This is a genomic window from Massilia sp. LC238, from assembly GCF_000735635.1.
In the GTDB taxonomy this organism is placed as follows: Bacteria; Pseudomonadota; Gammaproteobacteria; order Burkholderiales; family Burkholderiaceae_D; genus Telluria; species Telluria varians.
This window is the reverse complement of sequence record NZ_JNNN01000007.1, coordinates 220,627-236,702: the sequence shown is the minus strand read 5'-3', so window position 1 is coordinate 236,702 and position 16,076 is coordinate 220,627. Positions and strand designations below refer to the sequence as shown.

9 protein-coding genes are annotated in these 16,076 nt (G+C 56.7%); 6 read left to right on the top strand and 3 right to left on the bottom strand.

Features of this window, described 5'->3' with window-relative positions:
* The first annotated feature begins 1,332 nt into the window (after window positions 1–1,332).
* The 4 genes from FG94_RS02240 to FG94_RS02225 are packed head-to-tail and all read left to right on the top strand — an operon-like array spanning window position 1,333 to window position 8,219.
* Window positions 1,333–2,868 (top strand): DNA cytosine methyltransferase, encoded by a 1,536-nt coding sequence (locus FG94_RS02240; RefSeq protein WP_051996040.1) that lies wholly within the window; start codon window positions 1,333–1,335, stop codon window positions 2,866–2,868.
* Window positions 2,856–4,871: an ATP-binding protein gene (locus FG94_RS02235; RefSeq protein ID WP_036206381.1), complete on the top strand. Its 2,016-nt coding sequence runs from the start codon at window positions 2,856–2,858 to the stop codon at window positions 4,869–4,871. The genes FG94_RS02240 and FG94_RS02235 overlap by 13 nt, the downstream gene beginning before the upstream one ends.
* A complete protein-coding gene (locus FG94_RS02230; RefSeq protein ID WP_036206378.1) occupies window positions 4,871–7,234 on the top strand; it encodes a Z1 domain-containing protein in 2,364 nt (787 codons plus the stop codon). Before FG94_RS02235 ends, FG94_RS02230 begins: the two co-directional genes overlap by 1 nt.
* Window positions 7,227–8,219, top strand: coding sequence for a PD-(D/E)XK motif protein (locus FG94_RS02225; RefSeq protein WP_036206374.1), 993 nt, complete (start codon window positions 7,227–7,229; stop codon window positions 8,217–8,219). The genes FG94_RS02230 and FG94_RS02225 overlap by 8 nt, the downstream gene beginning before the upstream one ends.
* A gap of 258 nt (window positions 8,220–8,477) precedes the next feature.
* Here the strand turns inward: FG94_RS02225 and FG94_RS27040 are convergent, their stop codons facing one another.
* Window positions 8,478–9,410, bottom strand: a complete 933-nt coding sequence (locus FG94_RS27040) for a hypothetical protein (protein WP_152570810.1) — start codon at window positions 9,408–9,410, stop codon at window positions 8,478–8,480.
* A complete protein-coding gene (locus tag FG94_RS02220) occupies window positions 9,407–9,862 on the bottom strand; it encodes a hypothetical protein (protein ID WP_051996021.1) in 456 nt (151 codons plus the stop codon). The genes FG94_RS27040 and FG94_RS02220 overlap by 4 nt, the downstream gene beginning before the upstream one ends.
* Window positions 9,863–10,121: 259 nt before the next feature.
* Between FG94_RS02220 and FG94_RS02215 the strand changes: the two genes are divergently transcribed.
* Complete coding sequence (locus tag FG94_RS02215) at window positions 10,122–13,268, top strand: SNF2-related protein (RefSeq protein WP_200879929.1); 3,147 nt, start codon at window positions 10,122–10,124, stop codon at window positions 13,266–13,268.
* Window positions 13,269–13,585: 317 nt separating this feature from the next.
* Window positions 13,586–15,103: a hypothetical protein gene (locus FG94_RS02210; protein ID WP_051996019.1), complete on the top strand. Its 1,518-nt coding sequence runs from the start codon at window positions 13,586–13,588 to the stop codon at window positions 15,101–15,103.
* Here FG94_RS02210 and FG94_RS02205 read toward each other — a convergent pair whose 3' ends face one another.
* Entirely contained in the window at window positions 15,104–15,577 is a 474-nt protein-coding gene (locus FG94_RS02205) for a very short patch repair endonuclease (protein ID WP_036206367.1), read from the bottom strand.
* Window positions 15,578–16,076 lie beyond the last annotated feature (499 nt).

The following is a 16,076-nucleotide window of genomic DNA, read 5'->3' as shown; positions in this document are numbered from 1 at the left end:
GCGGCGTCGCTCTTCGGACACCGTCACGACTTCGATGGTTTGGTTGTTCCTAGTCATACTCACAGTCTTATTCCTATCCGTAAGGATACAGCATCGACTGTGTCTGGTGAATCAAGGGGCTATCTCAAAACCGCCTTGAAGAGGCGGCGCTGCGGTTTAGAGTCCAGGCAGAGATTCGTGCAGATAAGGCTCGCGAACGTGAGCGGCTGTCACGGGAGTGGCAAATTCAAAAGGAAGCCCGGGACAAGCTTCTGCACAGGCTTGCCGGCCTTGAAGAGATGGCGAAAAACCTGGACCGGGCGGATTCCCTACGCAGGCTTAGGGCAAAACTTGGGGCGTCTGCAGGCCTGCGAACGGATCTTTGTGAGGACCTGGAACTGCTCACTAAACTGGCGGACTGGCTCGATCCGTTGACACATACGCCGTGGCCTGGGATTGATGATGTACCGGACAGCAACCCGTATGGTTTCTCCGGCTATTAAACGGTACGGCTTGCGCTCCGATCGGGAGCACGACGTCTCTCAACGATGTCGGCAGATAGACGCCTCCGACAGGTTGATTGAAACCAGTTTCGTAAGCATCAATGCTGGTTGTTTGTATATCATCTTCTTCCGGAACGGTAGCGGTGGAAGACCGCGTCACCACGTGCGGGTCGAAGTGATCGACACGCGTACGGCCAGCATGAGCTAAGGGCTGTTTTTTGCGAGGCGTCATAGTTGTGCTGATTACTCCGATCATGGCGGTTCAATGCAATTTCTGGGTACGCCGGAATTGGTGACCGCGCCGACAGCTGTTGAGCAGTCTCCACCTGTCATAATACGCACGGGTTGCGCCTGTCGGCGGTTGCCCGCGACGTTGGCGCTTAGAGTTTCCGTCAAGCCGTGACCGCCGTGTGAACAGTCCAACAAGATGACTTATCCCTGTCATTGCTGGTCTGAAAGATTTGCTCTATCCTGTCGTGGTTGACAAAAGTGACTGTCTCCGCCCACCTGCGCCGGAAAGTTGTCTTCAAAGCTCCAAAGAATTTCTGACCTCCTGAGGGACACAGTAAAACCCATTTACAGATGCGCAGCTAAGAGTGGTTTGCGCTTTACGGTAGAGTGAGCCCAGCGTCTCTCCCTGTAGGCATCGATAACAATGTCACACAACAAACGATGCAGATTCGAGAGACCCAATGAAATATGATTATGTTTGACAGATTTTTAACTGATAGAACTCGCGCAGGAACCATCTTAAAGTTCAGTATGTATTATGGGGGGCTGCTCAGTGGCGCGGTCTGAGGTTATTGTGCGGAAGATCGCAAGGCTGAAGAGCGGTCAGCCTCCCCGATTCATGGATCTTTTCGCCGGATGCGGAGGCATTTCGCTTGGATTTGCTACGGCTGGATTTGAGCTGGTAGCTTCTGTTGAATTCGATGCCTGGGCCGCAGCCTCACATGGCGCAAACTTTGCCGGGATAAGCCACGGTTCGAACCGGGAGGCTCATTTCAAGGCACGCGACATTACAAAAGAAGACCCTGCCTCAATTTTCAAAGACCTTGGTATCGGAGGTCCTGTAGACGACCAAGTCGACGTTCTCGTCGGTGGTCCTCCGTGTCAGGCTTTCGCACGTGTAGGACGCGCCAAGCTCCGCGCAGAGGCTCATCGCCGGGAAGAGGACGATGCCGATATTGCGTTTCTGGTGGATGGCCGCGTAAATCTGTGGCAACGCTACCTGCACTACGTCCGTCAAACCAGACCATTAGCTCTGCTGATGGAGAATGTTCCGGATATTCTGAATCATGGTGGCAAAAACGTTGCGGAAACGATTGCTGAGAAGCTTCAAAAGGAAGGATATGTAGTCCGTTACACACTGCTTAATGCCTCCTGGTTCGGTGTACCACAGACTCGGGAGCGGATGTTCCTTATCGGCGTACACGAAGATCTTGACCAGGATGTTCTCTTTCCTTCTCCAACCCACTTTTCGGTTCTTCCCTCCGGCTATGAGGGAACGAGAGCGGCTGCGAGGAAATTGATTCCGCAATTTGTAATAGAAGGGATGCAGGCGGAACACAGCCATTGTTGGATCAGTGACCCGTCTCCTGATGATGATCTGCCTCCCGCGACCACCGCAAGCCAGGCGCTCGCTGATCTGCCTCCGATTTATGCTCTTGATCTGCTGGATAAAAAACTGATTGTGCGCGGGCGGAAGGATCCGGCTGAGCGTGTGGAATACACGTCGCCGGACCCTACGACCGCTTGGTCACGGCTGATGCGGCAATGGCCCGGTTTTGGTGCCAGCAACTCTACCACCGGGCACGTGATCCGATACCTTCCGCGCGATTACAAGATTTTTAAGCTGATGAAAGAAGGCTGGCAGTATCCGGAGGTCTGGCAGTTTGTCGAGAAAAAACGAGACCAATTGATAAACAAGCAGTGGCCAGACGAGGACGATAGGCTGGCCCACACTGCTGAGATACAAAAGTTCATGAAATCGTGGACGCTTCCCTATGATCCCGGGAAGTTCCCGAACAAGTGGTGGAAGCTGTATCGCGATAAGCCGGTACGTACACTTCTCGCGCACCTGGGGAAAGATTCATACAGTCATATTCACTTTGACAGTAAGCAGGCCAGAACCATTTCGGTGCGAGAGGCTGCCAGGTTACAGTCCTTCCCCGACGGTTTTGCCTTCAGTGGAAGCATGAACCCGGCATTCAAACAGATCGGTAATGCTGTTCCGCCGCTTGTTGCTTATTCCATTGCGATAACGATGCGTTCCATGATCGGTTGTCAGCCGATGAATGATATCCGCAGAGAACTGCTCGGGTTGAATACGGGCACGCAGCTCACAACCGCAGGAAGACGCGGAGCGGAGCTATGCGCTTTCTGATACTGAGAATCCTCACCCACAGCGAACTCGGGATGTTTCATGAGTACCGGCGTCAAGGGAAAGAGGGCTCGAAGCAGCGCGCAATCCACTTCCACTGGAAAGTGGTGGAACGCGTCTTTCCAGCGGCAAAGGACTCCGATGTCATTGAGATGATCCTCCGGTACGACACCGATGAGGGTATCAGCGAGGTGCATCAGTGGCTGAAGCGGCAGGAAAGGAACTGGCGCATGGAAGGCAATTGTCCCACGGATCAGTGTTATCACTTTGTCGCGCCGGGCTGCCTGTTTGCAATGGAAATCGAAGCCGGGTCAAGCCCGGCTACGGGGTCATGGGCTGTATTTCCTGCAGATCATCACGTAACGAAGGCAATACTTGCTGACGGGGAAAGCAGCAGGCTGGCAAAAACAGCGATGGTTGCGCTTTATGATGATGAGGGTGAGCGGGCCTGGAAAACCCTCAGTGAAGCGCGTCCGGATCTTTTTACAGCACCACAGAAGGAGACAGCTATGGTTCCGCCGCTTCCTCAGGTTCCGTTGAACGGAATAGAACTGGCTCCGAACCCCGCGCGGCTGGTGCGGATCCTGGGCTCGGTCGGACACACAATGCCATCAGCGGTCGCAGATCTCGTGGATAACGCGATCAGTGCCGACGCCACGAAAATCGACATTACCTTCGGTCGTCCTGACAGAGGTCACGGGCGGTGGATGAGTATCGCAGATAACGGTACGGGCATGGACGCTGCCACGCTGGCTGAGGCGATGCGTATCGGCAGCAGTACTGATTATGAAAATCACAGCCTGGGAAAATACGGTTATGGCCTGAAAGGGGCGTCGTGGTCACAAGCAAAAGTTTTTACCGTGGTGACCAGATGCGATGGAGCCGCGGCCAGTCACCTTACCTGGGATATCGACAACATGGACGGATGGATCGCCAGATCGGATCCGCTGGCACCATGGGAGCAGGAGATAACGGCCATCTGGAATCATGGTACGGTCGTCCTCTGGAAAGATATGCACCCGCCGCAGACAATGCCGGCCGCTCGGGGCCTGGATCCGTTTTCATCAGAAATAATGCTTCTGGAACGTCATCTTGCGCTGGTGTTCCACCGCTTCCTCGAAGCAAAGGCGGCAGGCCGGAAGAAAGTGACAATCACTATCAATGGCCATCGTGTCGAGCCAAACAATCCGGTAGGACATCAATTAACATCTGCCTTCGATGCGAAAACGATCCGCATACCGATAGAAGGCGGGGATGGAAAGGTCTTCGTTCAGGCGTTTCTTCTGCCGAGCGAAGATGAGATAGCCTCTCACTATAAAGACATCGGGGCCGCAGAAGCCCGCCGTGCGCTGGACCTGCTCGGTCTGCACGGCAAAAGGAACGAAACCCAGGGGCTCTTCATCTATCGTCACGACCGTCTCATCAAGTGGGGTGGCTGGCACCAGATGTGGGAAACCAACGATGAGAAAACCAAGCTGGCGCGCGTAGTGGTCAACTTCGACAAAGTGCTCGACGATGCTTTCAAGATCAATATCAGTAAGCAGATCGTTCACTTACCCATGCAGCTTCAGACTGAAGTAAAGACCCTTGCCACTGCCGCACGGAAAGCCAGTCAGAACAAGTACCGCAAGCCGCGGCAGATACCGGTTACTCCGCCGGCCGGCGTGCCGACGTCGAAAAATTCCGGAACCGCAAGCGGCGCTGCACACGTCGCCGGTGCAGTCACTGCCTCTTTATCCGGATCTGCCGGGACTAAGAGCACTTCAACCGCCGCTTTTCCGCAGGTCGGAATCAGAGAAGTCAGGACTGAAAAATTTATGTGGAAGGTGACGAAGGGGCTGACCGGCTCTGTTGACATCCAGGTCAGCGAACTCAGCCCGAGTCTCTTCGCACTGGTAAGGCAACTCCGGTCCGATCCCGGGGCACTTGCACATCTGGCCGCTTTCCTGGGAAAGCTCGATGGAGTAGAAGTCCAGAAGCAACTGATGGCTGAAAAAGACGCCTGATGAGCATGGTCCGGATCATCGGTTCAATACCACAGCGACCCGGCTGGACTGACCGGCTGTCTGATGAATCATGGCAGTGCTGGAGCCGGCTTGAGGCGTTGCTGGGCTCGGATCCGAAGTGGGAGCGGCAACAACTGGATTCAGTAGCTGCGGAATCGTTCCGGGTTTTGCGATGCCTCCCCGATCCCCGGACCGGCGCTTCTTTTCAGGGACGCGGCTTGGTTGTCGGCTATGTTCAGAGTGGTAAGACTGCGAACTACACAGCCGTTGCGGCGCGTGCAGTTGACGCAGGTTACAGGATGGTAATCGTCCTGTCCGGCATTCATGACTCTCTCCGGAATCAGACTCAGTGCCGCCTGGAGCGGGAGCTGATCGGTAACCAGAGCACTCATCTGCAAGGGCCGGGTGATGATCTGAAATGGGTAACGCTGACCACATCGACGGACGACTTTCAGAAGCGGGACACAGACATACTTCAGTCAGACCGGCTCTTTCTTGCGGTTGTAAAAAAGAATGTGGCTGTTCTTCAAAAGCTGGACAGCTGGCTGGAATCATCCGGGTCTCTCCTGCATGATCTGCCGGTCCTGATCATTGACGACGAGGCCGATCAGGCGTCCATCAACACCAGGGGCGACAGACCCGCTGATCCGGCGCTTGGCGAGGAAGAGGATACTGACGAAAACCTTGCGCCATCCCGGACCAATGGTCTTATCCGCTCCATTCTTAAGCAGCTGAAAAAGGCGGCTTATATCGCCTATACGGCAACACCGTTTGCCAACATCCTGATCAACCCCGACGCTGTCGACCGCGAGGCCGGTGATGATCTGTTCCCTAGGGATTTTGTGCTCCAGTTGCCCCGCCCGAAAGGGTACACCGGCACCGAAGAGCTGTTCGGGGCTTCTGCCCGGGAGCGCAATGTTCTGCAGGTAGTGGGCGCTGAAGATGTGAAAGCCTTACGAGGCGGCCGGAGACGCAGAAAGACTGAAATCGTTCTGGAGCAGGCTTCTGACACACTGCCGGACTCACTGGCTGACGCCCTTGTTCAATTCTGTCTGGCGGGTGGTGTGCGGGTTCTCCGCGGGTTTAAAGCCATGCCCCATACTATGCTCGTCCATGTAAGTCAGCGGACAGACGACCAGACCCGCATTGCCGGCGCTATCCGTGCCCAGTTAGATCTGTGGCGGGAAGCTGAACGTCAAGGCCAGCAGCTGGCAGCGGTCTTTATGCCCGTCTGGCGTGCAATGAAGACCGGTGTTGATGTCCCGGCCAGCGATGATGTCGTTCTTGATTCTGCAGTGGGCGTGCTGCGGGAGCTCGTGGTTCTCGAACTCAACAGCGTCAGAGGGGAAAACCTTGAGTACAGTAAAAAGCCTGAAAGGCATGTCGTCGCGGTTGGCGGCAACCGGCTGTCGCGGGGGCTGACGCTCGAGGGGCTGACGGTCTCCTATTTTCTGCGTACAGCGTCGATGTGTGACACTCTGCTCCAGATGGCACGATGGTACGGATTCCGTCGCGGCTACGAGGATCTCATCCGGATATGGACAACTGACGGGATAGCCCGCTGGTTCACGGAGCTGGCTCTGGTCGAGCAATCGTTACGGGACTCGATCATTGCTCTGGCTCTTGCCGGCCGTACACCGCGGCAGATGGCAATCCGGCTAAGAGCGCACAGTGATCTTCTGCTGACTGCGCGTAATAAATCCAGGACTGCGTCAGCGCAGCAGGATTCCTGGTCGGGGGAACATCCTCAGACGGTTCTGTTGCCTTTACTGGATCCGGCGAAGCTGTCAGCCAATCTCGCTCTGACTGAGCGGCTTATTGAAGAGCTTCCTTCACTAAAAAAATGTCAGGGCGGGATACTGGCGCGGGACCTGTCTGCGGAAACGGTGGCGGGCTTCCTGCGCAATTATGAGATTCATGAAGATATTGTCGTCTTCCGGAATGAGCTGCTCGCCGACTGGATTATGGAGCGGTCAGCTGCCGGTGAGCTGACTGACTGGTCCGTCTTCATAGCATCGCCGGCAGATGGCAGGCAGAGCGTTTTGGGTGGCAACGACATCGGCCTTGTGCGGCGCAAGCGCATCAGCAGTGAAAGCATCGGTATCCTGACCGATCCCGCACACGAAGGCGTCGATCTGGCGCCAGGTCCGGGCGCCTATAAACGGGACAGCGGTGCCTATGACGCTGAGGCCATGCGCGCCGCCAGACCGCCGACCCAGGGACTGCTCCTGATATATCCGCTGGACCCCGAATACCTTGGTATAGAGAGGCGGGAGCCGGTTATCGCACTTGCATTAAGTCTGCCGCATACGTCGGACGCCGGAACGACATGGATCGTGAACAGCATGGTGACCGATGGCTGACGGCCTCACTTCCACACACTGGTCTCAGCTGCGCGCGCAGCGGCCCCGGAGTGAGGATGCCTTTGCGACTGTACCGGTTACCATCGGCGGCAACACCACCTCCTTGTGCGCGGCCATGGACCACGCAGGAGTGCTTCACCTGCTGATCCCCGTGGCCCGGGGGCCGGCGGGAGCGCCACCGGCAGACCTGAACGGACTCAGAGTCCGGCACCGCCGCCTGGAGACAGGTGATGTGCTGGACCTGTCAGCACCGCCTTCGCACGAACAGGTCTTCACACCATTCTGCAATGAGATTATTGAGGCAGTCGTATGTCACGAGAGGGAGCCGTGGCGGGCTGTGGCGGCAATCATCCGGGCATGGCAGTCGGCCTGGAAGCCTGTCCGCCAGACGATGGAAAAAAGTGTCCAGACCGGCCTCTTCGGCGAATTACTGGTACTTCGCCGGTTGATGATTCCGATACTCGGGCCGGTTGCTGTTGACTACTGGAGCGGGCCGGAGGCTGAAAAACACGACTTCGTCCTGGACAGACTTCACATTGAAGTAAAAACGACGCGCAAGAACAGGCCGGAGCATGAAATCTCCCGGATCGATCAGCTGCGCGTGTCGCCCGGGCTGCAACTGTTGTTTGTGTCTGTTCAACTGGAAGAGAGCATCGGCGGCAATGAGTCGCTCGCCAGCGAGGTAGACGCTGTTGTTGAACTCCTGCGGGCGGATGCCGCGGCCCTGGATTTATTCATGACGAAGATGGCAAACATGGGCTGGTCTGAAGATGTGAGGAACTCCGGCGAGCTTCTGCGTTTTTTCTTACGTGGCGCGGATGTCTATGCTGTGGACGAGGAATTCCCCCGGCTGCCAGACGATTTCGTCCTCCCCTCAGGGGTAGTCTCGGTCAGATACACCGTCGGTCTTGCGAATCTGCCGTCTCTTGGCATGGATGAGGTGGGTGAAATAATAAGGATCGCAAATGATGGCTCCGTGTGCTGATCAACTGCCAGTAAGTGCACTACCGCTGGACATGTGAGCACGTGGATCTAGCCTCGTACCTCATCTAGCGCGCAAGCGAGTCCGTGAACCACCCGGCCACTGTCGACTTCGTCACAAAGAAAGCGCTCGCGTATATCAAGGCTGCCACGGCAAAGCACACGCCGAGGCATCGGGGTCGACATCAGGTCACCACGGCGCTAAGCCAGTCGTGGCCTGGTAACGCCGTTTAGATTAAGATGAGGACGGCATAGGTCGAGATCAACTGAGCGATATTTGACCGGTATCTCTCTCAATTAACTGCCGCTTGAAAACATCACGGTGTGTGATTGGGTCAGTATAGCGAGTTGTCAAAACTCGTAGAGTAGCGTGAGTTGCAATAGTAAGATGCTGAACGGCTGGGGTCTGGTCCAGTGAGAATCTAATCCTTATTTTTCCGCTTTCAGTTCGCAGATCAAGCCGGCCATTCTCGAAAAGCCCGGACACAACACCAGATAGACTTTCTTCGTATGATTGAGACTCAGAGGCCGCCTCCAATAAAGTCTTGATCCGGACCAGCTCATCGGACGTTCCTCTCCATTTATGCAGATGTCCCTCATCTCGCCATGAAAATTCGACCGAAAGCCCGGCAGCACTGATTGCTTTCATGGCTTCTTTAAACGAGAGAGCTGCACGCCCTCCAATAGCATCGACCGCATCATAAAACTCATCGTTCCTAGAGCCGAGCAAGCGGAACGTTTGCTGCAGTGTGCTGCGAAGTAAGCTCTCCCCGGTCATATCCTCAGACATGCTGCCCGTCAAGAAAACATGGGTCGAGCCAGGACCAACTCCGGCGAGCTTTAAATTAAGCGAATCGCTAATTTCGGTACCGATGCGACCATCCGCAATGCCATGACGGAGGCGGAAAGCGGCCGCTTTCCATGCTTTCGAAAGTGGTTCTGCAATTTTTAAGAAAATATCAAGCGGAAGAGCTCCGTCAGCCTTCGGTCCAATAAACCGCAAGTCAAGAAGCTCTCCAGATTCATCTGCACGGGACAACTCAAGTTCGCGTGCAACATCCCGCACGGCTTGAGCCTGATTTTCAGCAACAGTCGCCTTCCAAAAGTCGTTGGGATCTTCGCTGGCTCTAGTGGCAGAAACCCGCGCGACTTTCTGTAGCTCGCTTAAGTGACCCTCAAGGAAGTCAGTCTTCATAAGGCAAGCTCCACAAATCCCTTTGCGTCAACGCCACTATGCTGGAAACCAAACAATCCGCGCCAATATGCCTGACGGTGGAGAGTCTCGGGAGGCTGCGGCGACTCCATGTAAAGGTCTAGCCCATACAAGCTACGCGCCGTGGCGCGGTCTACAAGACCTTTTACGATGGTCTCGTCCGACTTACTTACGTTACCCAAAAAAGTCGGATTCCACATCATACAGTCAATGTCGCTGGGCCCAAATTTCGCGGTTACGAACGAACCGTCAAGCCACAGTATAGCGCCAACTTTCCGCAGGCGTAACTTGGTTACCCATTCCTCCAAGCGGAGGAACAGCCGCAGTCGTTGAGCATCGTCAACGAAGGGGTCCACCATTTTCTGGCGAAACTCGTCGAGCGACATCTTGTGTATTCCCGGCGGCAGAAGTGGGGCAAAGTCCTGCTTTCCCAACGTGCGCTCCTCTCATTTTAAGACGTTCATTGCAAGTCAACGACGCCCCGGGAGCATAATACGCTGTCAAAAGAGCAAAAAACTCACCAATTTTCACGTCTGCATATAGCTACTGCTCCAGCAGGTGGTCTGTCGGCAGGACCCGGCCAATCCATCTGGGTAAGACTGGCCCCAAAGATATTCTCCCGGAGTATTTCCAAAGATGCAATTTTTGTTGCATAATGGCTGGAATCAGCCCGCAGCTGACTGTCCAGCCTGAATGGAATCCGTTGAGATGACAAGCGAGTACCTGCAACCCGGTGACAAGGTGCGATTGATCGCCAACCCCGGACGGATCGGCATCCTCGGCAACGAAACCGACGGCCCGCCGCATCGCCAGCGCATGCTGGTGACTTTTCTGGATGGTGACGAACAGTTCGTGCTCGCGGGCTCGCTAGAAAAGGTCAGGAAAGAAGTGACCGGTCCATACGCCATGCTGCGTGGGGGCAGCTATGGCCGGGTCAGAGACCTGCGTGGCACCGTCACATACTATCGCCTGAGCGGACGGCTGGCGAATCTCATCTATAGCCTGAACACAACAAATACGCGCTTCCTGCCTTATCAGTTCAAGCCCGTCCTGCAGTTTCTGGATACGCCCAGCAACGGCATCCTGATCGCCGATGAGGTTGGTCTTGGTAAGACGATCGAGGCCGGCCTGATCTGGACGGAGCTGCGCGCACGCGCCGATGCCAAACGCCTGCTAGTGGTGTGTCCGGCCATGTTGCAGGAGAAATGGAAGAATGAGCTCGGCAACCGCTTCGGGGTCAATGCCGAGATCGTTTCGGCAGGCGGGCTGCGGGAGAAGCTCGAAGCGCTGCGGGAACGGCCGGGCCAGCAGTTTGCACTGGTGGCAAGTATGCAGGGGCTCCGCCCGTCACGCGGATGGAACGACGAGGAAGAGCCTGCCCAGACCGAATCCGCCAAGCTGGCGCGTTTTCTTGACGAGGTTGAGTTCGAAGATGCCTTGTTCGATCTGGTCGTGGTCGATGAGGCTCATTATCTGCGGAATCGCGGCACCCAGACTCACCGGCTTGCCCGGCTGCTGCGCCCGCTTGCCCAGAACCTGGTGCTTCTCTCAGCAACCCCGATCCAGTTGCGCAGTACCGATCTCTTCAATCTGCTGCATCTCCTTGACGAGAATGCTTTTCCGTATGAACACTCCTTCCAGCTCGCGCTGATGGCCAATGCACCGATTGTTTCGTTGAGGGACAAGGTGCTTAATGGCAAGGTCGACCAGGAAACATTTATCGGGTCGCTTAAAGAAGCCCATGCTTACGACTTCCTGGAGGAAAGTACGCAGATCGCGCACCTGCTCGAGAATCCCCCTTCTGAAGCGAAGCTGGCTTCGTTTTCGGGGAGGGCAGAAGTGGCAGATGTGCTCGACAGCATCAATCCGCTCGCCAAGGTTGTCACGCGGACGCTCAAGCGCGACGTGCAGGAAATGCGCGTGGAGCGTCAGCCGGCGATTATCTCCGTTGACATGACCGCCCGAGAACGTGAGTTCTACGATGCAGTGACTGCAGCGGTACGCAAGTTCTGTGAGCGGATGGAGATGTCTGAAGGATTCATGCTGACGATCCCTCAGCGTCAGATGTCAAGCTGCATCGCAGCCGCGTGCCGTGGCTGGATCGACCGGACTGCCGGTGACGAGGAAGAGCTTGATTCTGCCGTTTACGAGATGTTCGGCGATTCGGAAGACCGTATCACCAAGCCGGGTATCGGAGGTCTGATCCAGACGCTGGTCGGCATAGCCCGCCGGATCGGCGATCCCGAAACGCTGGAGGCAGAGGATACAAAGTACGCCAAGCTTATCTCAAACCTGAAACCGTACTGGAAAGAGTACCCCGGCAAGAAGATCGTACTTTTCTCCTTTTATCGTAACACCCTGTATTACCTGCGCAGGCGTCTGCAGGCGGACGGTATCCGTTCTGTCGTGCTGCACGGGGGCATGGACAAACTTGAAGCGCTTCGTCAGTTTGAGTCCGCAGGCGGACCGGACATTCTGCTCTCATCCGAAGTAGCGTCGGAAGGTGTGGACCTGCAGTTCTCCAGTCTTTTGATTAACTATGATCTGCCCTGGAACCCGGCAAAGATTGAGCAGCGCATCGGTCGTATTGATCGCATAGGCCAGGAAGAGCCCAAAATCCTGATCTGGAATTTCGTCCACGCCGACACTGTCGACGCCCGGATTTATGAACGGTTACTGGAGCGCCTGGATATCTTCCGTTTCGCGCTGGGCAGCATGGAAGCCATGCTGGGTGAGGAAATCCGGACGCTGGGCTATGAGCTTCTCTCCCACCAGCTCACGCCGGAGCAGGAAGACAGGCGGATTGACCGTGCCAAGGTCGCCATTGAGACGGCCCGGCGCCAGCAGGAGCAGCTGGAGGAAGAGGCCACCCATCTGATCGCGCACGGGGACTTCATCCAGAACAAGGTACGCGCCGCGAACGAGCTGGGCCGGTATGTACGTGGGCAGGATCTGCTTGCCTACGTACGTGATTACCTCGAGCGAGAGTATGCCGGAACACGCCTGATTGCGACGGACGATGATCCGCTGGCGCTGGTGCTGGAGCTTTCGGCCGACGGGCGGCTGGCATTCGGCGATTTTCTGCAGGCAGAACGCTTGCAGGGGGGCACCCGTATCCTCTCCGCAAACCCGCCCACTCTCCTGTTCGAAAACCGCCTCGGCAAGAACTCGGCAACGGTGGAGCGTGTGACACAGGACCATCCGCTGGTGCGCTTCGTAGCGGGCCGGCTCAGGCAGACAGGCTGTACGCAGCTTTACAGCCCGGTCAGCGCAGTCGAGATCTCCGCACTGAGGCTCAACGGCGCCCGGCCGGGGACGTACGTCTATGCCATCGCGCGCTGGACTATCTCGGGTTCGCGGGACATCGAGCGTCTCGAATACCTGATGCGTTCAGTCGGGGACGGGGCATGGGTTGAGGGCGCGCTCGCCGAGCATTGGGTTAATACGGCCAGCCTGGAGGGGCGAGACTGGTTATCTGCCCGCAGTGAATCAGATCACGACCTGGTGGCTGCCCGTTTTGAGGACTGCCGCTCCGAACTCGACGAGCGCTTCCGCGCGTTTCGCGACGCGCAGATCCGCGAGAACCAGGACCGGATAAACATGATGCTCAGGGCACTGGAACATCACACTGTTACGCAGAGCAACAGAATCACAGAGCGTATTGCCCGCTACCGGAACACCGGAACAGACAGGCAACGCCGGATGATCCCTGCCGAGGAAGGCAAGCTCCGCACGCTGAGAAAGAAGATGGGAGACCGGATGGACGAACTGCGGGCGAAAGCGAGTCCTCAGGCACTCGCCAGTTTCGTATGCGCTGGCGTGATCCGGGTTACGGAGTGAACGGATAAAAGAAAAAATATCTCAAGGGAGACGCGATGGCGAGAACAATGGCGGAGCAGCTCAAGCAGGCATTCGCTGAGGCAGGGCGGGCTTTACCGGACTCACGGCCCAGGCAGTCACCTCCTTCGCGGAAGCAAAACACATTACAAGCCGGACCACATGCGGCGGCGCCATCTGCCCCGGCCGGCAGGAAAAGCCAGAGCAAGTCTGTAAAATCCCGCACTGTCGGAAAGTCCGCTTCGTCACTTGTCAGAGCGTTCAACGCCCGGTGCGCACCAGCCGGGACGCCGCTGCCCGGCAATACGGAAAAGAGGACTGTGCCGGCGGCACACGCACCGCAGCCGCCACAACGGCGCGCGCCATGCCCGGTTGAGATCTGTGTCGGTGATAACCCGTCCCTGGCGCTGAGTACGGGCGATGCGGGACCGCAGGCGGTACCCCGCCTGTACGCGGCCGCGGGGATCCCCTGTCAATGCCGCTCTGCGGATTCATGGTCAGAAGAACGGGAACTCGTACTGGGCCTCGACTTTGGTACGTCTGCCGTCAAGGTTGTCATCGGTGACCGCGCGCTCGGCAAGGCATTTGCCGTGCCGTTTACTGACCAGTCCGGACTCCAGCGCTACCTGCTTCCGTGCAGGCTCTATGAGTCTGACGGCGTCTTCGATCTTTCGGGAGGCGCGACGGTTCACAGAGACCTGAAGCTGGCGCTGGCAGCGTTCCCGGATGACTTACTCCTTCAGGCCCGCGTAACAGCCTTTCTCGCCTTAGTGATAAGGCATGTCCGGGGATGGCTGCTTATGGAAAAGGAGCCGGTATACCGGAATGTCAGGATTGTGTGGAAGCTGGTTCTCGGGCTGCCCGTCGCACACCAGCTTGAAAGTAAGCTGGCCGGTGTATTCAAGGAGGCAGCGGGCCTTGCCTGGGTGACGTCTGTCGGTCCCCGGACGGATATCTCGCTCGACTGTGTCAAGCTGGCCCGACAGACTTTGCCGGACCTGGTGGCAGGTGTACAGGCCTGGCCGGACGGGGCAGATGTGGAAGTCGATGCTGTCCCGGAGATTGCTGCCCAGATCTATGGCTTCGTGACTTCGCAAAAATTCGACCGGAAGGCGAAGAACTACTTCCTCATGGTTGACGTAGGTGCGGGTACGGTCGACTCATCGCTTTTCCACGTCAAACCCGGGCGGGGCGGCCGTTGGGACTTCGAGTTTTTTACGTGCGTGGTCGAACCCCATGGCACGATGAACCTGCATCGCCACCGTGTCCGGTGGTGGCAACAGCAACTCGCGCTGTCTGACAGTCAGCAAGGCAGGTACCTTGCCGAGGAACTCGGCGGACACATGTGTCACACCGATCAGCTCTACTCCGTGCCGGATACTGTCGACGGATATGTCCGTGACGTCTCCATCGCCCGTAATGACCCTAAAGCCTGTCCGGATGCTGACTTCTTCAGACGCAGAGTCGTCGCACAGGTGAGAGGGAACACGTACTGGAGGACATGGAAGGATGGCCACCTGGACCAGCACATTCTCCGTGACATTCCTGCCTTTTACTGTGGCGGTGGAACGCGCATGAATTTCTACAGCAGACTCAGAACTGAGTTGGCCAGCATGCCCGGTTGTACTTGGCTCAAGGCAGCTCCTAGACATATTGCCCTGCCGGAGGAACTTGAAGCCCCGGGACTGATGCGCGAAGACTATGACCGCCTGTCTGTTGCGTACGGGCTAAGTTTTCTCGAGGTCGGCAAGATTACCCGTGCGGCCCCTAAGCCCCGGCTCATTTTTGAGCAGGAAACGCCATACCATCACAACTATGTTTCGAAGGATGACGTGTAGTCAGCCTTCCACTGACTGGTCCCAGCGCCCTGATATCTGCAGAGTGCACTCGTTCCCACGGATGAATCCTGCGCAGGTATCAAGCAGCAGGTCGGCAGGCCAACGCGCCGGTCCGTCTAGACTGCACTCCCAGACTGTCAGAATCCGCCAGCCCATCGCCCGGAGTGCTTCATGAGAGCGCTGGTCGCGCGTCTTAGTGGCAAGGATCTTTTCTGCCCAGAACTCGGGTCGCGTTGCGGGAAGGCGGAATCTGGGGCATTCATGACCGTGCCAGAAGCACCCGTGCACGAGAATCACTGCCCGGGGCGTTGAGAACACAAGGTCGGGACGGCCCGGCAGGCTGCGGTCCTGCAGCTTGTAACGTAATCCTCGCGCATGAAGCCCTCTCCGGATCAGCATTTCGGGAGTCGTGTCCCGTCCGCGGATGCGGCTCATGTTGAGCCGGCGCTGCTCAGGCGTCAGCACGTCAGTCATCGGCTGCCCTGCGGCTGGCATTTACCATGGTGTGTGCAGCAGGAACGGGCTTCGTCGTCATTCATATCCGGCCAGAATGATTGTACAGGGCAGACTTTCCCGCGGGAGCGAAAAGGAAATTGTCGCTTGGACTGGGTAATGCGTGAATTTTAATGCAACACTTCCCAAACACGGGCGACAATAAACTGCGGTAAAAAACTCTGGCTTCCCCTTCTGAAACTATTGCACGACCGTGTTCCGACAGGAGTAAACGCGTCGGCGACGCAGGAGCTGGCCAGCTTTAAGGAAAAGGAGCGGTGCGGCCTTGAGCTGGCTGCGGTGGAATCAGCCCCGGTAGGATTCGAAGATGTTTTGGTTGCAATAACGTCACTGTGAAGATCAGTGACTTTTGTTACTGAGAAAAATGCCATAATGAACAGACATCGGATTTTTCCTGACCCATTGTCCAGTCGTTTCATGTCTCCGCTGTCATGCTCTGCGACTGTGTATTAACGTTTGC